This is a genomic window from Pseudomonas marginalis, from assembly GCF_008692035.1.
In the GTDB taxonomy this organism is placed as follows: Bacteria; Pseudomonadota; Gammaproteobacteria; order Pseudomonadales; family Pseudomonadaceae; genus Aquipseudomonas; species Aquipseudomonas marginalis.
The window spans coordinates 54,288-76,898 of record NZ_VTFG01000005.1 but is presented as its reverse complement, the minus strand read 5'-3'; the positions used below and the strand labels follow the sequence as shown (position 1 = coordinate 76,898).

Annotated in this window: 19 protein-coding genes and 1 pseudogene; 15 read left to right on the top strand and 5 right to left on the bottom strand. The window is 63.3% G+C overall.

Annotation, left to right across the window (positions count from 1 at the left end; all coding sequences use genetic code 11):
- Together FX984_RS31935 and gspF are read left to right on the top strand one after the other, a co-directional pair.
- On the top strand, positions 1-418 hold a 418-nt coding region (locus FX984_RS31935; RefSeq protein ID WP_190329713.1), incomplete at its 5' end, for an ATPase, T2SS/T4P/T4SS family.
- Positions 418-1,629, top strand: coding sequence for a type II secretion system inner membrane protein GspF (gspF, locus tag FX984_RS31930; protein WP_027603448.1), 1,212 nt, complete (start codon positions 418-420; stop codon positions 1,627-1,629). The genes FX984_RS31935 and gspF, both read left to right, overlap by 1 nt.
- 57 nt (positions 1,630-1,686) lie before the next feature.
- On the opposite strand, the gene FX984_RS31925 is transcribed toward gspF, so the two are convergent.
- Positions 1,687-2,829 carry a pectate lyase family protein gene (locus FX984_RS31925; RefSeq protein ID WP_027603449.1) on the bottom strand — a complete coding sequence of 381 codons (1,143 nt, stop codon included), beginning with the start codon at positions 2,827-2,829 and terminating at the stop codon, positions 1,687-1,689.
- Positions 2,830-3,081: 252 nt separating this feature from the next.
- Between FX984_RS31925 and FX984_RS31920 the strand changes: the two are divergent.
- The 5 genes and pseudogenes from FX984_RS31920 to FX984_RS31905 all read left to right on the top strand — a co-directional run.
- Positions 3,082-4,266: pseudogene (locus FX984_RS31920) on the top strand (serine hydrolase domain-containing protein); the annotation flags it as partial.
- Positions 4,215-4,361, top strand: a complete 147-nt coding sequence (locus tag FX984_RS33355; protein ID WP_371914556.1) for a DUF2845 domain-containing protein — start codon at positions 4,215-4,217, stop codon at positions 4,359-4,361. The pseudogene FX984_RS31920 and the gene FX984_RS33355, both read left to right, overlap by 52 nt.
- A 99-nt stretch (positions 4,362-4,460) precedes the next feature.
- Entirely contained in the window at positions 4,461-5,798 is a 1,338-nt protein-coding gene (locus tag FX984_RS31915; RefSeq protein ID WP_146477497.1) for an alginate export family protein, read from the top strand.
- 40 nt (positions 5,799-5,838) lie between these two features.
- Complete coding sequence (locus tag FX984_RS31910) at positions 5,839-6,942, top strand: polyamine ABC transporter substrate-binding protein (protein ID WP_027603452.1); 1,104 nt, start codon at positions 5,839-5,841, stop codon at positions 6,940-6,942.
- Between the two features lie 42 nt (positions 6,943-6,984).
- Complete coding sequence (locus tag FX984_RS31905) at positions 6,985-7,464, top strand: DUF3237 domain-containing protein (RefSeq protein ID WP_027603453.1); 480 nt, start codon at positions 6,985-6,987, stop codon at positions 7,462-7,464.
- A 19-nt stretch (positions 7,465-7,483) separates the two neighbouring features.
- On the opposite strand, the gene FX984_RS31900 is transcribed toward FX984_RS31905, so the two are convergent.
- Positions 7,484-8,095, bottom strand: coding sequence for a TetR/AcrR family transcriptional regulator (locus FX984_RS31900; RefSeq protein WP_027603454.1), 612 nt, complete (start codon positions 8,093-8,095; stop codon positions 7,484-7,486).
- 98 nt (positions 8,096-8,193) lie between these two features.
- Positions 8,194-9,948: a sigma-54-dependent Fis family transcriptional regulator gene (locus FX984_RS31895; RefSeq protein ID WP_146477499.1), complete on the bottom strand. Its 1,755-nt coding sequence runs from the start codon at positions 9,946-9,948 to the stop codon at positions 8,194-8,196.
- Between the two features lie 270 nt (positions 9,949-10,218).
- On the opposite strand from FX984_RS31895, the gene FX984_RS31890 reads away from it, so the two are divergent.
- From FX984_RS31890 to FX984_RS31880, 3 genes are all read left to right on the top strand, one after another.
- Complete coding sequence (locus FX984_RS31890) at positions 10,219-11,694, top strand: benzaldehyde dehydrogenase (protein ID WP_027603456.1); 1,476 nt, start codon at positions 10,219-10,221, stop codon at positions 11,692-11,694.
- 37 nt (positions 11,695-11,731) lie between these two features.
- Positions 11,732-12,499 carry a coniferyl-alcohol dehydrogenase gene (locus tag FX984_RS31885; RefSeq protein ID WP_027603457.1) on the top strand — a complete coding sequence of 256 codons (768 nt, stop codon included), beginning with the start codon at positions 11,732-11,734 and terminating at the stop codon, positions 12,497-12,499.
- 81 nt (positions 12,500-12,580) lie between these two features.
- Complete coding sequence (locus tag FX984_RS31880; protein ID WP_027603458.1) at positions 12,581-13,528, top strand: SphA family protein; 948 nt, start codon at positions 12,581-12,583, stop codon at positions 13,526-13,528.
- On the opposite strand, the gene mhpT is transcribed toward FX984_RS31880, so the two are convergent.
- The gene (gene mhpT / locus FX984_RS31875; protein ID WP_027603459.1) at positions 13,506-14,714 is read right to left on the bottom strand and encodes a 3-(3-hydroxy-phenyl)propionate transporter MhpT; all 1,209 of its coding nucleotides are present in this window, start codon (positions 14,712-14,714) and stop codon (positions 13,506-13,508) included. The genes FX984_RS31880 and mhpT overlap by 23 nt on opposite strands.
- A gap of 308 nt (positions 14,715-15,022) precedes the next feature.
- Between mhpT and FX984_RS31870 the strand changes: the two genes are divergently transcribed.
- Complete coding sequence (locus FX984_RS31870; protein WP_146477501.1) at positions 15,023-16,348, top strand: OprD family porin; 1,326 nt, start codon at positions 15,023-15,025, stop codon at positions 16,346-16,348.
- 5 nt (positions 16,349-16,353) lie between these two features.
- Here FX984_RS31870 and FX984_RS31865 read toward each other — a convergent pair whose 3' ends face one another.
- Positions 16,354-16,842, bottom strand: a complete 489-nt coding sequence (locus tag FX984_RS31865) for a MarR family winged helix-turn-helix transcriptional regulator (protein ID WP_027603461.1) — start codon at positions 16,840-16,842, stop codon at positions 16,354-16,356.
- A gap of 213 nt (positions 16,843-17,055) precedes the next feature.
- Here FX984_RS31865 and FX984_RS31860 point away from each other — a divergent pair, with 213 nt between their 5' ends.
- The 4 genes from FX984_RS31860 to FX984_RS31845 all read left to right on the top strand — a co-directional run bounded on the left by FX984_RS31860 (position 17,056) and on the right by FX984_RS31845 (position 22,586).
- A complete protein-coding gene (locus tag FX984_RS31860; RefSeq protein WP_010567568.1) occupies positions 17,056-17,886 on the top strand; it encodes a p-hydroxycinnamoyl CoA hydratase/lyase in 831 nt (276 codons plus the stop codon).
- 76 nt (positions 17,887-17,962) lie between these two features.
- On the top strand, positions 17,963-19,411 hold the full coding sequence (locus FX984_RS31855; protein ID WP_027603462.1) for an aldehyde dehydrogenase: 1,449 nt from the start codon (positions 17,963-17,965) through the stop codon (positions 19,409-19,411).
- 62 nt (positions 19,412-19,473) lie between these two features.
- Positions 19,474-21,348: a feruloyl-CoA synthase gene (locus FX984_RS31850; protein WP_146477503.1), complete on the top strand. Its 1,875-nt coding sequence runs from the start codon at positions 19,474-19,476 to the stop codon at positions 21,346-21,348.
- Positions 21,345-22,586 carry a thiolase family protein gene (locus FX984_RS31845; RefSeq protein WP_146477506.1) on the top strand — a complete coding sequence of 414 codons (1,242 nt, stop codon included), beginning with the start codon at positions 21,345-21,347 and terminating at the stop codon, positions 22,584-22,586. The genes FX984_RS31850 and FX984_RS31845 overlap by 4 nt, the downstream gene beginning before the upstream one ends.
- Positions 22,587-22,611 lie beyond the last annotated feature (25 nt).

The window sequence follows — 22,611 nt, the reverse complement described above, 5'->3', positions numbered from 1 at the left end:
TTTGGTACTCGCTACGTTGCACACCAACGACGCGGTATCCGCCGTCAACCGCCTGCTGGACATGGGCGTCGAGCCGTTTTTGCTGGCGTCTTCAATGCTAGGGGTTCTGGCGCAACGCCTCGTGCGTCGTCTCTGCCCGCAATGCAAGGAAGAAGACCCGGCCAGCCCGGGCACCTGGCGTCCACTCGGGTGTTTGGCGTGTAACCACACCGGCTACAGCGGTCGCACCGGCATTCATGAACTGTTCTGCATTGACGACGCGATTCGCGCGCTGATTCACCAGGGCGCCGGTGAGCAGGCGCTCAGGGCCGCAGCCCGCAGCGCCGGTATGTGCAGCATGCGTGAGGATGGCGAACGCTGGGTCAACAGCGGCGTGACGGCACCCGAAGAAGTGCTCCGCGTGACACGGGACGCCTGATGAATCGCTACCGTTTCGAAGCCGCCGACGCCATGGGCAAGATCGAGAGCGGACACCTGGAAGCCGACAGTCAGCGCGAGGCGTTCGGGATTCTGCGCCGGCGTGGCTTGACGGCCTTGTCGGTGCACCTTGAGCAAAATACGGCCTCAGGGGCTGGCGCGGGCCTGTTCAGCGCCAAGCTGTCGGACAACGACCTGGCCTGGGCCACGCGGCAACTGGCGAGCCTGCTCAGCGCCAGCCTGCCACTGGAGGCCGCGTTGAGTGCCACGGTGGAACAAGCCGAGCGCAAACACATCGTCCAGGCCCTGAGTGCGGTGCGTGCCGATGTACGCAGCGGCATGCGCCTGGCGGATGCCTTGGCCGCGCGGCCACGGGACTTTCCGGAGATCTACCGCGCGCTGATTGCGGCGGGAGAGGAGTCCGGCGACCTCGCCCAGGTGATGGAGCGGTTGGCCGACTACATCGAAGAACGCAATAACCTGCGCAGTAAAATCCTCACCGCGTTTATCTATCCTGGAGTGGTAGGGCTGGTCTCGATCGCCATCGTGATCTTCCTGCTCAGCTACGTGGTGCCCCAGGTGGTCAGTGCGTTTTCCCAGGCGCGCCAGGACTTGCCCGGGCTGACATTGGCGATGCTCAATGCCAGTGATTTCATTCGCGGTTGGGGTTGGCTGTGCCTCAGTGCTTTGATCGCGGGTTTCTGGGGCTGGCGTGTGTACCTGCGCAACCCGCTGGCGCGTCTGGGTTGGCATCGTCGCGTGTTGCGCCTGCCGCTGATCGGGCGTTTTGTACTCGGGCTCAATACCGCACGGTTTGCCTCGACCCTGGCGATTCTCGGCGGCGCCGGGGTGCCGCTGTTGCGTGCACTGGAAGCGGCACGCCAGACCTTGTCCAACGACTGCCTGAGCCAGTGCGTCAACGACGCCACTGCCAAGGTGCGCGAAGGCGTCAGCCTGGCCACGGCGCTGGCGGCGGAAAAAGTATTTCCGCCCCTGCTGATCCACCTGATAGCCAGCGGCGAAAAGACCGGCTCGCTGCCGCCTATGCTCGATCGCGCCGCGCAGACACTGTCCCGCGATATCGAGCGCCGGGCGATGGGCATGACCGCACTGCTGGAGCCACTGATGATCGTGGTGATGGGCGCGGTGGTGCTGGTGATCGTGATGGCGGTGCTGTTGCCGATCATCGAGATCAACCAACTGGTGCAATAGCTGCACAAAAAAGCCCTCGTCACCGAGGGCTTTTCATTTCACAGATGACAGTGCTGCTTAGAGCTTACCGGCGCCGGCCTTGGCCTTGACGTCGGCGGCGACCTTATCGGCAGCCAGCGGAGTGTAGCTGTACGGTGGGGTCCAGCCGATGCTCGAACTCCACGAGCAGCTCAATGCGCTGCCGTTGAGGGTCGAGCCGGTGTCGCGGTAGACGCTGCCACCGTAGTCGCCGGCGATCTTGTCGCAACCGCTGATACCGGCGATTTCGAAGGCGTTACGCTCGGAGAAGATCTTCGAGTTCTTGCCCACACCGTGAGCGTACGAGAACGGGTACACCTTATGGCTGGTGCTGCCCACATGGTAGTTGTTGTACAGATGCACCTGGCCGAAACGCACGCGCGGCGCACGGGCAGAGATATTCTCAAACAGGCTGTTGTGGATGGTGACCTTGAGCTTGCCGTCATCGGTGGTGCGGCTGTCGCTGGAACCGATCAGGTTGTTCTTCTCGTGCGACTTGAACGCCGAGTACGAGATGGTCACGTAGTTGGCGCCGTTTTTAACATCCAGCGCGCCGTCGTGATGCTGCTTCGGACGGCCGTTGGCACTGCCGTTCTGGTCATCGGTACGGCGGCCATCGGTGAAGGTCACGTGATCGACCCACACGTTATTGGCGCCCTCGATGGTCAGGCCATCGTATTCCGAGTTCCAGTTGCCGGCGCTGCCGTCCGTGGGGTCCCACTTCGGCTCGGGATCCCAAGGGTTTTCGATGGTGATGTTGCGGATGATGACGTCGTTTTCCTTGGCATAGAAGAAACCCTCACGGATCTCGGCATTGCTGGTGGTACCGACGATGGTGGTTTTGCCAGGAATATCCAGGCGACCGCGTACCTTCATATCAGCAGTCGTCGTATAAGCCTTGCCTTCGCTGATATCGATGATGCCGGTGATTTTGATGATGCGACCATTGGTGCCCACCGACGCGCTCAGTGCGGTTTTCAGCTCAGCCGCGTTTTTTGCCGTGTAGATATTATTCGCCGCAGCTCGCGAGCCGCCCTTGGTGCCGCCGTTTTGAGTGGCCCAACCGGTGGTGGCCGAATCCAGCCAGATGTCCGCGGCATGCGCAGGAACGCTGGAAAACAGCAGGGCACCGATAACGGCACTGGCCAGTTTGGAGGCAGTGAAGGTTGAGGGTTTTGTCATGAGTAATCAGATCCTTGATTAACTTGAGTGTTTAAACGCGCACAGGCATGCGCGTTTCTCGAGCGGACGTCCTTGCCACTGGTGCAGCGAATCGAACGTCCGCTGCATGAGAAATACTATCATGTGTGTCTTTGTTGTCGTACAACTGTTTGTAAAATTAACGAGTAAAAAGTTTTATTGACTAAAATAAAATATCGGATAATTATTCCTGTGCATCTGCTCCCACGCAGAGTCATTTTCAGGGTTATCCCGATGAGTGTTAAAACCCCGTCTGTACTGGCGACTCTTTACGTCGAGGCCAATGAGTCGTGCTTTGCAACCCCCGTGGCACCTGCGCTGATGCAGGGCTTCCCGGCCGAGACGAATCACCGGGTAACGTGGCACAACTGGATGCGCGCGCCCTTCAGCCAGTGGGGGTTCCGTCATCTGGCGCGGCTGCGTCCCACGATTGATGTGGCGGCGGGTTCAAGGCCTGCCGCTCAGCTCAAGGAAGCGCCCACAGCGCTGGACCAACTGTGTTTTGACAGCGAATGCGGGCTCAGCATCAGCGTGATCGAACACCTTGTTGCCAGCCAGACCGACGCCTTTTTGGTGATGCAGGGCGACACGGTGTTGTTCGAGCGCTACTTCAACGGCCAGCGCGCGGATGACCGGCACATCATGTTCTCGGTGACCAAGTCGCTGATCGGCACCCTCGGCGAACAACTGGTTTCCAACGGCCTGCTCAAGCCCGAGCTGTCTGCCGCGTACTACGTGCCTGAGCTGGTGGGCAGTGCGTTTGGCGATGCCACCGTGCGCCAGTTGTTCGATATGGCCGTGGGCATCGACTACAACGAGGTGTATGACGATCCCGCCTCCGAGAGTTCGCAGTACGGTTATGCCTGCGGTTTCCAGCCGGCACCGGCGCCATACGCCCAGTTTGAATCGCTGTACCAATACCTGCCGTCACTGAAAAAACGTGGCGCACACGGCGGCTTTTTCCATTACGTGACCGCCACCACCGAAGTCCTGGCATGGGTCATGGAACGGGCCTCGGGCCAGGCGTGCAGTCAGATGCTGGAACAGATCTGGGGGCGCTTGGGCTGCGAGCGCGACGGTTATTTCATGGCCGATCCCTGGGGCCGTAACGTTGCCGGGGCGGGCTTCAGTGCCACCTTGAGAGACATGGCGCGCTTCGGTCGCCTGCTCGCCAACGACGGTCGCCAGGACGGGGTCGAGCTGTTGTCGCCCGAGACCGTAGCGCGTATCGCCGCCGGTTCTGATCCGGCGATCTACGCGCAAAATGCCGAGTTCTCCAGCTGGACGCCGGGTGCGTCCTATCGCAGCCAGTGGTACGTGTTCAACGACCACAGCCAAGCCCTGATGGCCGGAGGGATCCACGGCCAATACCTGTTCATCGACAAGCCGTCCGGCGTGGTGATCGTCAAGCAATCGTCACTCACCGATGCGGTCAGCCCGTTCGATACCGACAGCGTGCGCATGCTGCGCGCGATCGCCGCCCACCTGAGTCGCTGATCCACGCCAAACAATAAGAGTCTTGCGTTCTATTCACCTGGCTTGCCCAGGTGTTGGCGGCGCCCTGCGTCGCCATTGACTGCCCTGTAACAACAATAATTCCACAGGAGCTTCTTATGGTTTTCACCAAGCGTTTCTCTCGAGCGCTGTTAGCGCTCGGCTTACCCTTGACCACCCACGTCGCGCTGGCGGGCTACACCTTTGAGGACGGCGATCTCAAGGGTGAAGTCAATCTCACCGTGGGTGGGGCGACGCTGTTTACCCGTGGCGTCAACTTCGGCAGCGGCCAGGTCGATGCACGCAGCGGCAAGAACGGCGGCGCCCGCATCAACTGGCAAGAGGTCTACGTAAAGCCGGGGGTCAAGCTCGAGTATGCGTTGCAACCGGATTTCAGCCTGCTGGCCGGCGGTTCCCTGGTGGGGGCGAGCACGTTCGGCGATGGCGATGCGGGAGGCTTCACCCGCAGCTCCGACGGCAAGGTCGCAGCCGAAGAACTCTACGGCGGTTTTCGCGCCGGCGAGTGGAAGTTCACCGCCGGCCGCCAGAACTACATGATCGGTACGGGGTTCATCGTCATGGACGGTAACCTCGACCAGTACAAGGACGGCGCCTACTGGCTCGGCCCGCGAACCGCCTTCAAGGATTCAGCGATCCTGGCCTGGGACCATGGCGCGCTGAAGTCCCAGGTATTCACCCTGCGCACCGATGATGACCTGGGCGATTTCCGCATGACCGGCGTCAACCTCGACTACAACCTCGATGACCAGGTGACGCTCGGTGCCATGGCCATGAAGGTCAATGCCCTTGGCCCCAAAGGCAGCACGCTGCCGCGCCGTCGGGACGGGATGCAGGTGTACAACGTCAGGGCGCTCAACGCCAAGGTGCCCGGCGTCCAGGCGCTGACCCTGAATGCCGAGTACGCGCTGGCGCGCGGCAGCGGCGAGGGTGTCGACTACGATGCCAACGCCTGGTACGCCCAGGCCGACTACGCCTTCAGCACCGTGCCGCTGACACCGATCCTCGGCTATCGCTACGCGAGCTTTTCCGGCGACGACAACCTCACCGACAACCGCCAGAAAGCCTGGGATTCACTGAGCAAGGGCTTCGTTGACTGGAGCACGTGGCTGGTCGGGGATGTGGTCGGCAACTACCTGCTGTTCAACAGCAACGAAAACGTCCAGCAGTTCTCCCTCAAGACCCACCTCAACGACACCCTGACCCTCGGCGCGATTCACTACCAGTTCTGGCTGGACGAGAAAAACTACATGGGCGCGCCGGTCAGCGATCGGCGCTTTGCTGACGAAAGTGTGGTTTTCCTCGACTGGACACCCACGCCGTCGTTCTATACGTCGCTGTCCTACAACTGGGTCAAGCCACTGGCCGCCGCCAAACAGGTGTTCGGTAACGACCAGATGTTCAGTGCGCTGGAACTGTATTTCACCTACCGCTATTAAGTGCTGCGAGCCATCGCGGCCGCGCTGGAGTGTTTTGATCATGAACAGATTTTTGCGTAACACCGTGCTGGGCACTGTCGCCTCGTTGCTCATCAGTGGTTTTTGCCTGGCTGAAGAACGCACCGTACGGATCTACAACTGGATCGAATACCTGCCACCCGAAGTGCTCAAGAGTTTCCAGGAAGAAACCGGCATTCGCCCGATTTACGATGTGTTCGACAGTGCCGAAACCATGGAGTCCAAGCTGCTGACGGGCAACTCAGGGTATGACGTGGTGTTTCCCGGCACCGCCAACCTGGGGCACTTGATCACGGCCGGGGCCGTGCAGCCGCTGGACCGCCAGCAGTTGCCGAACTGGCAGCACCTGGACCCGCAGTTCATGCAATCCCTGGAAGCCGTGGGTGACACCGGCAACCGCTACGCCGTGCCTTACCTATGGGGCACCACATTGATCGGCTACAACGTCGACAAGGTACGCAAGGCCCTGGGCCCCGACGTGCAGATGAACAGCTGGGACATCATCTTCAAGGAAGAAAACCTCGCCAAGCTCGCCAGTTGTGGCGTGGGTTTCCTCGACGCCGGCAACGAGATCCTGCCGATTGCCCTGCACTACAAGGGCCTCGACCCCAATAGCCAGAAGCGTGAAGACTATGTGCAAGCCCAGGCCGTGATGATGAAGATTCGCCCTTACGTCACTTACTTCAACTCGTCGCGCTACGGCATGGACCTGGCCAACGGTGATATCTGTGTGGGCGTGGGCTGGTCCGGCGGTGTTGCATTGGCCACGCGACTGGCAGATGCCGCCGGCAAGGGCGTCAAGGTCGAGATGGCACTGCCCAAGGAAGGCGCGCCGATGTGGGCGGACGTGATGATGATCCCGGCCAAGGCACCCGATCTGGCGGAGGCCCATGCGTTCATCAATTACATCCTGCGCCCGGACGTGATTGCGCGCATCAGCAACAAGATCGGCTACCCCAACCCGAACAAGGACGCCACTGCGCTGGTGGACGCCAGCATCCGCAACGACCCCAACATGTATGTGCCGGAGGAAGCGCGCAAGACCCTGTTCGCCCTGGAACCGATTCCGGCCGCCGTGGAGCGCATCCGTACCCGCACCTGGACGGCCATCAAGAGCAACCGCTGATCAGTGTGGCCCGGTGCGTGCGCGCCGGGCCTGGAGCTTGCCATGACTGAACGGATGGACATTGCCCCCAACTTGCAGCGGGTGCTGACCCTGCGCGTCGCGATAGGGCCGGGTGTGACCCTGGGCGACAGCGTTGAAGGCCTGCGCTGCAACTACCCGATTATGGGCGGGGACTTCGATGGGGTCGGCATCAGCGGCCAGGTCCTGGCGGGCGGAGACGATTGTTTTGTTTTGCGCCCGGATGGCATCGGTCAACTGGATGCCCGCTACAGCCTGAGGACCGACGAAGGCGAGGTGATCAACATCCGTAACCGCGGCGTATTGACCATGACTGAGTACGGGCGCCAGCTGGAGCGCGACGGTCAATGGCCGATTCCTGAGACGGAGTACCGCTGCACCTGCACCCCGCTGTTTCAGGTGCCCAAGGGGCGGCTGGACTGGCTCACCCGTTCAAGTTTTATCGGCCTGGTGCATTACCCGGGCGCCGACCAGGTGGTGATTCGTTGCTATCGCTTTTACTGAGGCCCGGCCCTGGAAGCTGTCAGGCCTGCATGCCGTAGAACAGCAGCTCGGTGATGCGCCGTACCTGCGTCGAGTGCGCGTCGATATCCGGCTGTTCCTGGTTCACCAGCCTGAACAGTTGCAGGTGCGAATAGTCGTTCAACAGGAACGCGGCCAACTCCACATCGAGTTGCGGGCGCAGCTTGCCGGCCCGTTGCAGTTCCCGCAGCAGTTCGCTGATTTCCGCCCTGAGCGCATCGTTCATGGCGCGATAACCGGCCGGCAGTTCATTGCTGCCGCCGAACAGGATCAGCGGCAGCAGTTCACGCCACAGGCTGGGGTGCATGACTTCCAGGGCATAGCCGGTGAGCAGGCTTTCCAGGTGGCACAGCGCTTCGACCGGATCGTCCATTGTGTGGATCTCGCGGCGGGTGTCACTGATTGCGCGCTGATCGGCGTGATGCAGGATTTCCAGGATGATTTCCTGCTTGTTGCCGAAGTACTTGAACACCGTCGGCGGCGACACCCCGGCCTGGCTGGCGATCTGTTCGATGGTGGTGTTCTGGAAACCCTGGCGTTCAAACAGCTCGATCGCCGCCTGGCTGATAGCTTGCCGGCGTTCGGCTTTCTGACGTTCACGCAGTCCGCTCACAGGAGATCCTTGTCACGAGTAAAAAGAGGGGCGCTTATCGCCCCGGTATCCCTGCAAAATACTTAATTGGGTAAAGCTTTTAAAGCACTAATTGGCATTCAAGGGATTTGCCGCTGATGCTTCTTCAACCGGTAGGCAAATTGAGCGCGGCTGAGCCCCACAAGCCTGGCAGCGGCGGCCAGGTTGCCGGCGTTGCGTTGCAGGGCTTCGTTGAGCAGGCGCGATTCAAGGCCTTCGATGGAAAACCCCGGTTCCAGTTGGCCAAGGGTGTCGAACAGTGCCAGGCACGGCGGCGGTGCGCTGTTGGACAGGCTGCCGTGGTCGTCCAGGCCATAGGGATCGGCCGGCATCGGCTCGTTGCGAAACAGGTGCACCAGGTCGATGGGTTGGCCTTCGTCACTGGCGATCAGGCCGCGTTCGATCAGGTTTTGCAGTTCGCGCACATTGCCCGCGAAGTCATAGCGCAGCAACACCTTCAGGGCGCGCATGGTCAGGCCCGCCGGCGTTCGCGCGTATTCCTGGCAGAAGCGCGTGAGGAACGCATTGATCAACAGCGGGATGTCGTCCCGGCGTTCGCGCAGCGGGGGCAGGGCGATGGGGTAGACATTCAGGCGGTAGAACAGGTCTTCACGAAAGCTGCCGTCAGCCACGGCTTTACGCAGGTCGATATTGGTGGCGGCCACCACGCGCACATCCACCTTGATCCCGCGCACCCCGCCGACCCGTTCGATTTCCCGTTCCTGCAAGGCCCGCAGCAACTTGCTTTGCCCGGCCAGGCTGAGGCTGGTGATTTCATCCAGAAACAGCGTGCCGCCCTGGGCCCGTTCGAAACGTCCAGGCCGCGAGTGCGTCGCGCCGGTATAGGCGCCGCGTTCGACGCCGAACAGTTCGGCCTCGATCAGGTTGTCCGGAATCGCGGCGCAATTGAGCGCCACGAACGGGCTGTCCTGGCGGCGGCTGAGCTGGTGCAACTGGCGCGCAAACATCTCCTTGCCGACCCCTGACTCGCCGCTGATCAGCACGGTCGCGGGCGTCAATGCGACCCGTTGCAAAGCTTGCATCGCGGCGTTGAAGGCTGCGCTGGCGCCCACCAACGGTTGCGGCTGAGTGACTCCGCCATTGCTGCGCAGCGGGCTGGCGGGCGTGGGGGCGAGAGGGCCGGCGACGGCCTGGGACACATTCAGGTAGCGCAGGTCCTGCTCGACGTCACCCCATTGCTCCGCGGTCTTGCCGATCACCCGGCAACAGCGGTGGCCCATGCCCCGGCATTCCACCTCGCGGAAAATCACCATTTGCCCGAACAGGCCACTGACAAAACCGATCGCATAGCCGGTTTCAGTCCAGCACACCGGGTCCTGGCCGATGCCGTAGGCACCCACGTGTTCATCGGCCTCGCAGGAGTGGTGCCAGAGGAACTCGCCTTCATAGAACCCCGAGTCGGCATCGAACTTGAAGTGCAGCGGTTCGACCTTGGTCATGCCTTCCAGGGTGTGCAGGTGGGTCCCGGCGCGAAACACGGCGGCGGCATCGGCCTGTGGCCAGCGCTCGCGGATCAACCGCGCGTCCCGCGCGCCGGAGACATAACCGGTGCGGGTGAACAGGCCACGCGCCTGCTCCAGCCCCAGGCGTTCGATGACCTCCGCGCGCAGGGCACCGAACGACGAACCGTGCAGCAACACCATGCGTTGATCGTTGAGCCAGATACGCCCGTCTTCGGGCGAGAAGAACAGGCAATCGGTCAGTTCCGCCGGTGTGGGCGAGCTGCTGTCACTGAGTTGGCGGCTGTCGCCGCGCGGATGGTAGGGCGCGCTGGCCACCCGGTCGTCGGGCAGCGCGCTGTGGGGATTAGTCATTGTTATGCCCCTGCAAAGCGAGTGATCGATATGAGTAACTGCTCAGATAGTTATTAAACATAACCTTATCAATTGAACAAGTGGCGGTGCCGCGGTTTTTGCAGCCGATGGGGCGGTGAGGCGTGGGCGCCCCGTGGCAGGCCTCGTCCCAGAGCCCTCGGTCCTTTATGTCTGCGTCGTTGGGTGCAAGCGGCACAGCCTTTGCTCAAGGCTTGATGCGGCGCTTGCACCCTGTGCAGGCGATGACAATTACAAGAACCGGGAGTTGCCATGTCAGTACCTGAAACCACCCACTTGCTACAGCGGGCCATTGCGTCCGAATGCCTGTTCAACGGCGACTGGATACCTGCCTCGGGGTCCGTGATCGCGGTGATCGAACCCGCCACCGGCGAACCCCTGATGCGCTGCGCCATGGCCAACCCGGCCGACATCGCCGTGGCCTGCCGCAGCGCGGCCCTGGCGCAGCCGGCCTGGGCAGCACTCGGCCCACGGGAGCGCGCCGAGGTGTTTCGCAAGGCGGCGGACCTGGCCCAGCAGTCCTTTGCCGAACTGGCGCTGTACGTCGCGCGGGAAACCGGCGGCGCGTTGTTCAAGGGTGAACATGAAGTGCGCGAGGCGATTGTGCTGCTGCATCAGGCGGCGGGGCTGTTGTCCCAACCCCACGGGCTGGTGCTGCCCAGTGCGGCAGGTCGCCTGTCCTATGCCCGGCGTCAGCCCCACGGCGTGGTCGGGGTGATTTCACCGTTCAATTTTCCGCTGGTGCTGTCGCTGCGCTCGGTGGCCCCGGCCCTGGCGGCGGGCAATGCGGTGGTGCTCAAGCCCGACCCGCAGACCCCGGTCAGCGGTGGTTTTCTCATCGCCCGGCTGTTCGAGGAGGCGGGCTTGCCCAAGGGCCTGCTGCAGGTATTGCCCGGTGCCGCGCCGGCGGGTGAGGCGCTGTGCCGCGATCCGAATGTGCAGATGATTGCGTTCACCGGGTCGACGGCGGCGGGGCGCAAAGTCGCCGAAGTGGCCGGACGACACCTGAAAAAAGTCGCGCTGGAACTGGGCGGCAAGAACCCGCTGATCATTCTCGAAGACGCCGACCTCGACCTGGCCGCGAGCAATGCCGCCTGGGGCGCCTGGCTGCACCAGGGGCAAATCTGCATGGCCACCGGCTTGATTCTCGCCCATGAATCCATCGCCGAACGCCTCACGCGCAAGTTGGTGGACAAGGCCCGGGCGTTGACCGTGGGCAATGCCGCCCGCGGTGAAGCCGCGCTCGGCCCGTTGATCAACCAACGGCAATTGCAGCGCGTGCACGAGATCGTCAGCGACAGCCTGCAAGCGGGCGCACGGTTGGAGGCGGGTGGCGAATACGACCAATTGTTCTACCAGCCCACCGTGCTCAGCGGTGTGCGGCCAGGCATGCGCGCGTTTGAGGATGAAATCTTCGGGCCGGTGGCCACGGTGGTCAGTTTTGCCACCGACGAGGAGGCCATCGAGCTGGCCAACCGCACCGAGTACGGCCTCTCGGCCGCGATCATCTCGCCTTCGGTCGGGCGTGCCATGGCCATCGGCGAGCGGCTTGACTGCGGCCTGCTGCACATCAATGACCAGACCGTCGCCGACGAATGCATCAACCCCTTTGGTGGGCGCGGCGCTTCCGGTAATGGCGGCAGCGTAGGCGGGCCGGCCGACTGGGACGAGTACAGCCAGTGGCAGTGGGTCACGGTGAAGAACACTGCACCTGCCTATCCGTTTTGATCCACCTATGCCTATACAAAAACAAGAGGGCTTGAACATGAACCTGCACAACAAAACCCTGGTCGTCACCGGCGTCGCCTCCGGCATTGGCGCCGAGCTTGCGCGGCTCGCGCGCTTCCAGGGTGCCACGGTGATCGGCGTTGATCGCCATGCACCGCAACTGACCCTGGATGGCTTTTTCCAGGCTGACCTGGGCGATCCGGCCAGCATCGATGCCCTGGTGGCGCGCCTGCCGGCACGGGTCGACGGGCTGTGCAACATTGCCGGCGTGCCCGGTACCGCGCCCGTGCAAGCGGTGGCCACGGTCAACTACCTGGGGTTGCGGCACCTGACTCAAGCGCTGCTGCCACGCATGGCGGCGGGCGGCAGCATCGTCAATGTCGCTTCGGTGCTCGGTGCGCAGTGGCCGCAACGCCTGGAGCTGCACAAGGCCCTGGCCGCGACGCACAGCTTCGAGGCCGGGCAGCAGTGGCTGGCGGCCAATCCGGTGGAGCAGGCCAGCTGTTATCAGTACTTCAAGGAAGCGCTGATCGTGTGGAGCTTCCAGCAATCCCAAGGCTGGTTTCGCGATCACGCGGTGCGTATCAACTGCGTGGCGCCGGGGCCGGTGTTTACCCCGATTCTCGACGATTTTGTCAGCATGCTCGGGCCGGAGCGGGTGGCCGCGGACAGCCAGCGCATGACCCGTCCGGCCCTGGCCGATGAGGTGGCGGCGGTGATCGCCTTTCTTTGCTCCGACGCCGCGCGCTGGGTCAACGGGGTCAATCTGCCGGTGGACGGTGGGTTGGCGGCGACCTACGTGTAGGGGTTGCTACAGCGGTAAACCCCGGTGCGGATCCACCGTGCCGGGGGTCTTGAACAACAACAAAAATACAGGACATACAAGATGCTCAAGCCTATCTTGCGGACGGTTGCGGCCGGGACCTTTATCGCACTGTCATCGACTGCACATGCTTACGACTTGCCCGGCCTCAACCTGGGCAGCACCAGTTTCTACGACGGCTCACCGGCACCCGCCGGCCCGGGCTGGTACCTGGAGGAATACCTGACGTACTCCCGGGCCAGCCGTTTCAATGATGCCAACGGCCACAAGCTGGCACTGCCCAACCAGGACGTGGAAGTGGTGGCGCCTACCACACAGATCATCTACCTCGGCCAACCCTTGGCGAATGGCGCGATGCCCGGATTCACCCTGATCAACACCTCCCTGGCCCATGTGGATGTCGACGACGGGTTGAACAATGCGGCCCTGAGTTCTCGCGCCGGCTTTGGTGATGTGATTGTGGGGCCCTTCCTGCAACTGCCGACCCTGAGCCGCGCCGATGGCAGCCCGCTGTTGACCCAACGTATCGAAGCCGATATCTCGGTGCCGGTGGGCGCCTATGACCGCAAGCGCTCGATCAACCCAGGCAGCAACTTCTGGTCATTCAACCCGTATTACGCGGCGACGTACTGGTTCAGCCCGAAGTGGTCGACGAGCGGGCGGTTCATGTACCTGTGGAATGGCAAGAACGATGATCCGCAGGCAGGCTTCGGGGATGTTTCCGATACCCAGGCCGGGCAGGCGTTGCATGCCAACCTGACCCTGCAATATGCCGTGAGCCAGCAACTGAGCGTGGGGGTTAACGGCTACTGGTTGAAGCAGATCACCGACACCCAGGTCGATGGGCACGCCGTGAGCGGGCGCCGGGAGAAGGTCTGGGCCATTGGCCCAGGCCTGGTCTACGGGTTCAGCAAGGAAGACGTGCTATCGGTAAACGCCTACTTCGAGCAGCAGGCGGAGAACCGCACGCAGGGCAACAAACTGGTGCTCAATTGGCTGCATAAGTTCTAGTGGGCGCCGTACGCACCATCACGCTGATGATGGTCAGTGCGGCAATCACCACCCCGGGGGAGGTCGCCAGCAGTACCCCGGCGGTGCCGGCGCCGGCGGCGAGCAGTTGCCCGGCCGCCAGCGGCCCGGCCACCGAACCCAGGCGGCCGACGGCCACCGCGGCACCGACACCGGTGGCGCGTACCGAGGTCGGGTAGGAGGGCGGTGCCGATGCGTACAGCACCAACTGCGCGGCCATCACGAACAGGCCGGCGGCAAAACCGGCGATGGCCATGGGCACGATGCCCACCGACAACCCGACTCCGGCCAATGCCGCCAGCAACCCGGCATACACACCCAGCACCACTTTGACGGCATTGCAGCGGTCCAGCAGCACGCCGCCGAGCAGCGAGCCGAGGGCGCCGCCGATATTGAAGAGCATCTGCACCATGCCCGCCTGGGGTTTGCTGAAACCCTGCTCCAGCAACAGCGACGGCAGCCAGTTAAGCAGCATGTACATCACGGTCAGGGTGAAGAAATAGCTGAGCCACAACGCCAATGTGGTGCGGGCGCGACCTTCGCCGAACAGCGCCTGGCCGGTAGAAGGGCGGGCGCCGTGCGTAGTGTCGCGCTGTTGGCGAAAGGCGCTGGACTCCGGCAGCAGCAGGATCATCAACGGCACGGCGAGCAACGGCGCCAGGCCACCGATGATAAAGGTGGTCTGCCAGTGCTCACTGGAAAACATCGCCACCACCGCGGCCAATGCGCCACCCAGCGGCACCCCGCAGTACATCACGCTGATGGCCGTGCCCCGGTTGCGTTCGCTCACTGCTTCGGCGCACAGCGCGATCAGGTTGGGCAGTGCGGCGCCCAGGCCCAGGCCGGTGAGAAAGCGCACCAGCAACAGGCTGGCGTAGCTGTCGACAAACGCGGTGCTCAGGGAAAACAGCCCGAACAGCAGCACGGCACCCACCAGGATTTTCTTGCGCCCGATGCGGTCGGCGACCCAGCCGCCGAAGAACGCCCCCGGCAGCAGGCCGATGATGCCGACGCTGAACACCCAGCCGAGCATCTTCGGATCCAGGGCGAACGTTTGACGTAACCCGGCGGCGGCAGTGCCGGCGGCCTGCAGATCGAACCCTTCGATCAGCGCAACGATAAAGCACAACGCAATAGTCAGCGTCGAACGACGCGATGGACTGTCCATGGGCAAACCTCATTGTTGTTTTTGTTGTGGTGACGAGCGCGAGTGGCTGCTGGTGATTAAGATAACAAAGATAACTAAAAAATGAATCGTGGATTAATCCGCCCATAAAACATGAATAAATCCATGTAATTCATTAGCTTGCGATGTTGATTCATATGCAACTAAAAAATAGATAGCTTTATTAATGTTCGATTATCGCTCAGTTGCGGTTGACGGGCACCGCCGGCTGTTTCCATTCTTGGCTCGCGAAGCCGACCGGGCCGAGCGTGTGCCACCCCAAAAACAACAACAAAAAATGGACATCGAACATGCCAGAACTCCCTATGGAGCACGCCGTTGCAACGGCGCCCGTCGCCTGTGTGTCGAACAATACCCCACGCCTGCTCATGGCATGCCTGGCCTTGAGCGTCTTGCCCACTTCGCTATGGGCCGCAGGCTTTATCGACGACAGCCACGGCACCTTGACCTTGCGCAATTACTACCTGGACCGCGACTACAAGGACGACGGAGCGAAGACCGCCGCGCGGGAATGGGCCCAGGCGTTCATCCTCAACCTGGAATCGGGCTACACCCCGGGCCCGGTGGGCTTCGGCCTGGATGTGCGCGGGTTGATGGGGGTCAAGCTCGACTCGTCGCCGGACCGCAGCGGCACCGAGTTGCTGCCGGTGTCGGCCAGCGACAAGCGCTCCGCCGATGAGTACTCGCGCCTGGCCCCGACTGCCAAGCTGCGGTTTGCGCAAACCACGGTGAAGGCCGGCGATGTGTCGATCTTCCTGCCGTTCGCCTTTGCCAGCCCGTCGCGCCTGTTGCCGCAAACCTTTCGCGGCACCACCTTGAGCTCCAAGGACATCGATGGCCTGACCTTCAACACCGGCTACATCGACCGCATCAACAAGCGCGACTCCACCGACTACCAGGCCATGACCATCGCTTCGCCCAACCGGCGGTTCAACGCCACCGCCACCACGTCGCACCTGGCGTATATGGGCGGGGACTATCAGGTCAACAAAGACCTCAGCCTGCGCGTCTATCACTCCCAGGTCGCCGACCTCTACCAGCAGGACACCCTGGCACTGCTGCACAACCTGCCGTTGGGCGATGGCGTGCTCACCAGCGACCTGCGCAGCTTTTTCAGCCGCGAGGACGGCAGTGCCAAGGCGGGCAAGGTGGATAACCGCAACCTCTCGGCGCTGTTCGGCTATCGCCTGGGCGGCCATCGCGTCAGCCTTGGCTACATGCACTCAAGCGGGGAGACGGCCACACCCTATATCTCCGGCACCGAGTTGATGGGCATGAGCGAGCTGACCATGAGCTCGGACTTTCTCAACGCCAAGGAGCGCACCTGGCAAGCCATCTATGACTACGACTTCGCCGCAGCGGGTGTGCCGGGGCTCAAGAGTCGGCTGCGCTATGTGCGCGGCGACAACATCGAACTGGCCGCTTTCAATGCCGAGGACCGCAAGGAGCGCGAGTTCCAGATGGAGTTGGGGTATGTGATCCAGGACGGCCCGCTGAAGAACGTCGGGTTCATGGCGCGCAAGTCGATCTACCGCAATGACTTCCCGAGCGGCGCGGCGTTTCGCGATGAAAACCAGACCCGTTTCCTGGTCCTCTACACCGTGGCGCTCTGGTAGGCCGCTCAGTCCTGATAGACCTTCTTCAGCAGGCGCAGCAGCTCTTCGCGTTCCTGGGCGTCAAGGGCGGCCGTGGCGTCCAGGTCACTCTGGGCGGCGATGGCCTTGAGTTCCTTGAGCAGGATTTCGCCGCTCTTGCTGAGGAAGATCCCGTAGGAGCGCTTGTCCGGCTTGCAGCGCACCCGCACGGCGAGGGCGCGGCTTTCCAGCTTGTTCAGCAACGGCACTACCTGGGGCGGCTCGATGGCCAGGGCGCGGGCCAGGTCGGCCTGCATCAGCCCGGGGTTCTGCTCGATGATCGCCAGGGCCGAGAACTGTGCAGGGCGCAGGTCGTGGTCCGACAGCCGGCCGATCAGGTTCTGGAACAGCTTGAGCTGGGCGCGGCGCATGGCGTAGCCGATCAGATCGTCCAGGGCTGAATCCAGCGGCGGCCGTACCTCGTCGTTGTCGGGCAGGGCCTGGCTGGCGGCGGCGATGGTGGAAGGCTTGGCCATTGGCAGTGCAATCCTCAGAAGGTGGAGGTTAAGAAGGCTATCTAGTTTGCCGGGGTTGGCGCGCCATGGCTATGCCGGCTTTTCACAACGCCTGGAAAACGCAGGTTTCATCGCGTAAAAATATTGGTTATCCGGATTAATGGTTAATTGACATAACTATATTTGCGGTTTAATTTCGAATCATCTTCAAACCCAGAACAAGAGCGTACCGCCATGAGCAATTACGAAGGCCGTTGGACCACCGTCAAGGTTGAGATCGAAGAAGGCATCGCCTGGGTCATTCTCAATCGTCCGGAAAAACGCAACGCCATGAGCCCGACCCTGAACCGGGAAATGATCGACGTCCTCGAAACCCTCGAGCAGGACCCTGCCGCCGGCGTGCTGGTGCTGACTGGCGCGGGCGAAGCCTGGACCGCCGGCATGGACCTCAAGGAATACTTCCGCGAAGTGGACGCCGGCCCGGAAATCCTCCAGGAAAAAATCCGTCGCGAAGCCTCGCAATGGCAATGGAAACTGCTGCGCATGTACGCCAAGCCGACCATCGCCATGGTCAATGGCTGGTGCTTCGGCGGTGGCTTCAGCCCGCTGGTGGCCTGCGACCTGGCGATCTGTGCGGACGAAGCGACCTTCGGCCTTTCGGAAATCAACTGGGGCATCCCGCCGGGCAACCTGGTGAGCAAGGCCATGGCCGACACCGTGGGCCATCGCCAATCGCTGTACTACATCATGACCGGCAAGACCTTTGGCGGGCAGAAAGCCGCCGAAATGGGCCTGGTCAACGAAAGCGTGCCGCTGGCTCAACTGCGCGAAGTGACCATTGAACTGGCGCGCAACCTGCTGGAGAAAAACCCGGTGGTGCTGCGTGCCGCCAAGCATGGCTTCAAGCGCTGCCGCGAATTGACCTGGGAGCAGAACGAGGATTACCTCTACGCCAAGCTCGATCAGTCGCGCCTGCTCGACACCGAAGGCGGTCGCGAGCAGGGCATGAAGCAGTTCCTCGACGACAAGAGCATCAAGCCTGGCCTGCAGGCGTATAAACGCTGAAGGGCGCGGCCGCCTGGCCGCGCCGTTGTACCCTGCTTGAACGTATTCCCGATAAAGACAATAAAGAGGAATCACCATGCTGGACGTGCCCCTGTTGATCGGCGGCCAGTCGTGCCCCGCCCGTGACGGTCGAACCTTCGAGCGCCGCAACCCGGTGACCGGTGAAGTGGTCTCGCGGGTGGCCGCCGCCACCCTGGAAGATGCCGACGCCGCCGTAGCGGCCGCCCACGCCGCGTTCCCCGCGTGGGCGGCGCTGGCACCCAACGAACGCCGCACCCGCCTGCTCAATGCCGCCGAGCAATTGCAGGCGCGCAGCGCCGAATTCATTGCCGCCGCCGGCGAGACCGGCGCCATGGCCAACTGGTATGGCTTCAACGTGCGCCTGGCGGCCAATATGCTGCGCGAAGCGGCGTCGATGACCACCCAGATCACCGGTGAAGTGATCCCCTCCGATGTCCCCGGCAGTTTCGCCATGGCCTTGCGTCAGCCTTGCGGCGTGGTACTGGGCATCGCGCCGTGGAATGCCCCGGTGATCCTCGCCACCCGCGCCATCGCCATGCCGTTGGCCTGCGGCAATACCGTGGTGCTCAAGGCCTCGGAGCTGAGCCCTGCGGTGCACCGCCTGATTGGCCAGGTGTTGCAGGACGCCGGCCTGGGCGATGGCGTGGTCAATGTCATCAGCAATGCCCCGGCGGATGCCGCTGCGATTGTCGAGCGGCTGATCGCCAACCCGGCCGTGCGCCGGGTCAACTTCACCGGCTCGACCCATGTGGGGCGGATTGTCGGCGAACTCTCGGCGCGTCACCTCAAGCCGGCCTTGCTGGAACTGGGCGGCAAGGCGCCGTTGCTGGTGCTCGACGACGCCGACCTCGACGCGGCGGTGGCAGCGGCGGCCTTTGGCGCCTATTTCAACCAGGGCCAGATTTGCATGTCCACCGAGCGCCTGATTGTCGATGCCAAGGTCGCCGATGCGTTCACCGCCAAGCTGGCGGCCAAGGTCGCGACCCTGCGCGCAGGCGATCCCATTGCAGCGGATTCGGTTCTGGGTTCCCTGGTGGACGCCGGCGCCGGCACACGCATCAAGGCCCTGATCGACGATGCCCTCGCCAAGGGCGCGCGGCTGGTGGTGGGTGGCCAACTGGACGGCAGCATCCTGCAGCCGACCCTGATCGATGGCGTTACCGAGCATATGCGCCTGTACCGCGAAGAATCCTTCGGTCCGGTGGCGGTACTGCTGCGCGGTGACGGGGATGAAGCCTTGTTGCGCCTGGCCAACGACTCCGAGTTCGGCCTCTCGGCGGCGATCTTCAGCCGTGACACCGGGCGTGCACTGGCCCTGGCCCAGCGTGTCGAGTCGGGCATTTGCCATATCAACGGCCCGACCGTGCATGACGAGGCGCAGATGCCGTTTGGCGGGGTCAAGTCCAGCGGCTACGGCAGCTTCGGCGGCAAGGCCTCGATCGAGCACTTCACGCAATTGCGCTGGGTGACCTTGCAGAACGGGCCACGGCATTACCCGATCTGAGCAGGCGTCGCGACATAACAATAACAAGGCGGCGTTGACCCGCCTTGCTGGAGGACACCCTTGTGAGTTCCGAATTCAGACCGCAACCCCAGCCCGCACCGCGATACCGCGAGGTCTCCATCGGCCACGCAGCGGTGGCGGTCACTGAAGAACACGGCGTGCTGCATATGCGCTCCCTGGAGCCCCTGGCCGAGTTGCCGGCGCGCCTGCTCGATCGCCTGGTGCATTGGGCCCGGGTGCGCCCCGAGCAGACGTTTATCGCGGCCCGCCAGGCCGGTGGTGATTGGCGCCGGGTCAGCTACCGCGAGATGCTCGACAGCGTGCGTGCGATTGCCCAGGGCCTGTTGAGTTACGGGCTCTCGGCGCATAAGCCGCTGGCCTTGCTGTCGGGCAACGACATCGAGCATTTGCAGGTTGCCCTCGGCGCGATGTACGCCGGTATTCCTTACTGCCCGGTGTCGCCGGCGTATTCGTTGTTGTCCCAGGATTTCGCCAAGCTGCGGCATGTGTGCAACCTGTTGCAACCGGGGCTGGTGTTCGTCAGCGATGCGGCGGCTTACCAGCGCGCCATCGACGCCGTCCTGCCGGCCGAGACCCCGCTGATCAGCGTGCGCGGCCACGTGCCTGGGCGCACTCAGGCCAGCTTCGCCAGCCTGCTGCAAACGCCGGGCGCCGCCGAGGCCGACGCGGCGTTCCAGGCCACCGGCCCCGACAGCATCGCCAAGTTCCTGTTCACCTCGGGTTCGACCAAGTTGCCCAAGGCGGTGATCACCACCCAGCGCATGCTTTGTGCCAACCAGCAAATGCTGCTGCAGACGTTCCCGGTGTTCGGTGAGGAACCGCCGGTGCTGGTGGACTGGCTGCCGTGGAACCACACCTTCGGTGGCAGCCATAACGTCGGCATCGTGCTCTACAACGGCGGCACCTTTTACCTCGACGACGGCAAGCCGACCGCCCAGGGCTTTGCCGAGACCCTGCGCAACCTCAAGGACATCTCGCCCACGGCCTACCTGACGGTGCCCAAGGGCTGGGAAGAACTGGTCAACGCCCTGGAACAGGACGCCGAGTTGCGTGAACGCTTTTTTGCGCGGATGAAACTGTTCTTCTTCGCCGCCGCCGGCCTGTCGCAAAGTATCTGGGATCGCCTCGACCGCGTGGCCGAACAGCACTGCGGTGAACGTATCCGCATGATGGCCGGGCTGGGCATGACCGAAGCCGCGCCGTCCTGCACCTTCACCACCGGGCCGTTGTCCATGGCCGGCTACATCGGCTTGCCCGCGCCGGGCTGCGAGGTGCGCCTGGTGCCGTTGGACGGCAAGTTCGAAGGGCGCTTCCGCGGGCCGCACATCATGCCGGGGTACTGGCGGGCGCCGGAGCAAACCGCCGAGGTGTTCGACGACCAGGGTTTCTACTGTTCAGGTGACGCGATCAAGCTCGCCGACCCGCACCAGCCGCAATTGGGGCTGATGTTCGACGGGCGGATTGCCGAGGATTTCAAGTTGTCTTCCGGGGTGTTTGTCAGTGTCGGCCCGTTGCGCAATCGCGCGGTGCTCGACGGCGCGCCCTATGTGCAGGACCTGGTGATTGCCGCGCCGGACCGCGAATGCCTGGGCGCCCTGGTATTCCCCCGGCTCTACGAGTGCCGTCGGCTGGCCGGCTTGAGCGCCGACGCCAGCGACGCTGAGGTGCTGGGCAGCGCACCGGTACGCCAGTGGTTCGGCGACTGGTTGCAGCGCCTCAACCGCGAGGCCACCGGCAATGCCAGTCGCCTGGAATGGATTGCCCTGCTCGACGAGCCAGCGTCCATCGATCGCGGGGAAATCACCGACAAGGGTTCGGTCAACCAGCGCGCCGTGCTGCAATGGCGCGCGGCCAGGGTCGAGGCGCTGTATCGCGGTGAAGACCCTGCGATCCTGCGCGCCGGGCCCAAGCCTTGAACTGCGCCGGGCAGTACTCGGCGTTTGCCGATGCGGCGATTTTCGCGGCGGTGCGCACGCCGTGGGTCGACCTTGGCGGTGCACTGTCCCAGGTGTCGCCTATCGATTTGGGAATCAAGGTGGGCCGCGAAGTACTGGCCCGGGCCGGCATCGAGCCACAGGCCGTGGACAGCGTGCTGGCCGGCTCCATGGCCCAGGCCAGTTTCGATGCCTACTTGCTGCCCCGGCATATCGGCCTGTACAGCGGGGTGGCGCAAGCAGTCCCGGCACTGGGGGTGCAGCGCATCTGCGCCACCGGTTTCGAGCTGCTGCGCCAGGCCGCTGAACAACTGCGCGACGAGGTGCAACTGGCGCTGTGCGTGGCCAGTGAATCCATGTCGCGCAACCCGATTGCGGCCTACACCCATCGGGATGGGTTTCGCCTCGGCGGCGAGGTGCAATTCAAGGATTTTCTCTGGGAGGCCCTGTACGACCCGGCCCCCGGCCTGGACATGATCGCCACCGCCGACAATCTTGCGCGCCGTTATGGCCTGAGCCGCAAGGCCGTGGACCGCTACGCCTGCGACAGCCACCAGCGTGCCTTGCAGGCGCAACGTGAGGGCGCGTGGGCGGAAGAAATCGTCACGGTCGATAACCAGGTGTTCGAGCTTGAGGGGTACCAGCCCAGGGGCATCAGCCTGGCGCGCCGGGAGAGTGCCGTCAGCGCCGACAGCCACCCACGTCCTACCGACCTTGAAGCCCTGACGCGCTTGCGCGCCGTGCATCCAGGCGGCGTGCAAACCGCCGGCAACAGTTGCGCGGTGGTCGATGGTGCGGCGGCGGCTTTGGTGGGGCGTGCCTCGGCCTGCACGCGCCCGGCCCTGGCGCGGCTGCTGGCCAGCGCGGTGGTCGGTGTGGCCCCCGAGTTCATGGGCATCGGCCCGGCACCGGCGATCCGCCTGCTGCTGCAACGCAGCGGCTTGAACCTGGGCGACATCGGCCGCTTCGAAATCAACGAAGCCCAGGCCGCCCAGGTACTGGCGGTTGCCCATGAACTGGAGCTGGACAGCAGCCGCCTCAACGTCGAGGGCGGTTCCCTTGCCCTGGGGCATCCGTTGGCTGCCACCGGCCTGCGCCTGGTGATGACCCTGGCCCGGCAACTGCGCCAGCACAACCTGCGCTACGGGATTGCCGCGGCGTGCGTGGGCGGCGGGCAGGGCATGGCGTTGCTGATCGAGAACCCTGCCTACCGGGCTTGAAGCGCACGATTCTTTTTTGTCGATG

Excerpts from the sequence above, each read along its gene's own strand:
- FX984_RS31880 (WP_027603458.1), top strand. The coding sequence starts at position 12,581 with ATGCTCAAGCCTATCTTGCGGACGGTTGCGGCCGGGACCTTTATCGCA.
- FX984_RS31910 (WP_027603452.1), top strand. The coding sequence starts at position 5,839 with ATGAACAGATTTTTGCGTAACACCGTGCTGGGCACTGTCGCCTCGTTG.
- FX984_RS31915 (WP_146477497.1), top strand. The coding sequence starts at position 4,461 with ATGGTTTTCACCAAGCGTTTCTCTCGAGCGCTGTTAGCGCTCGGCTTA.
- gspF (WP_027603448.1), top strand. The coding sequence starts at position 418 with ATGAATCGCTACCGTTTCGAAGCCGCCGACGCCATGGGCAAGATCGAG.
- FX984_RS31905 (WP_027603453.1), top strand. The coding sequence starts at position 6,985 with ATGACTGAACGGATGGACATTGCCCCCAACTTGCAGCGGGTGCTGACC.
- FX984_RS31860 (WP_010567568.1), top strand. The coding sequence starts at position 17,056 with ATGAGCAATTACGAAGGCCGTTGGACCACCGTCAAGGTTGAGATCGAA.
- FX984_RS31885 (WP_027603457.1), top strand. The coding sequence starts at position 11,732 with ATGAACCTGCACAACAAAACCCTGGTCGTCACCGGCGTCGCCTCCGGC.
- FX984_RS31890 (WP_027603456.1), top strand. The coding sequence starts at position 10,219 with ATGTCAGTACCTGAAACCACCCACTTGCTACAGCGGGCCATTGCGTCC.
- FX984_RS31925 (WP_027603449.1), bottom strand. The coding sequence starts at position 2,829 with ATGACAAAACCCTCAACCTTCACTGCCTCCAAACTGGCCAGTGCCGTT.
- FX984_RS31855 (WP_027603462.1), top strand. The coding sequence starts at position 17,963 with ATGCTGGACGTGCCCCTGTTGATCGGCGGCCAGTCGTGCCCCGCCCGT.
- FX984_RS31865 (WP_027603461.1), bottom strand. The coding sequence starts at position 16,842 with ATGGCCAAGCCTTCCACCATCGCCGCCGCCAGCCAGGCCCTGCCCGAC.
- FX984_RS31895 (WP_146477499.1), bottom strand. The coding sequence starts at position 9,948 with ATGACTAATCCCCACAGCGCGCTGCCCGACGACCGGGTGGCCAGCGCG.
- mhpT (WP_027603459.1), bottom strand. The coding sequence starts at position 14,714 with ATGGACAGTCCATCGCGTCGTTCGACGCTGACTATTGCGTTGTGCTTT.
- FX984_RS31870 (WP_146477501.1), top strand. The coding sequence starts at position 15,023 with ATGCCAGAACTCCCTATGGAGCACGCCGTTGCAACGGCGCCCGTCGCC.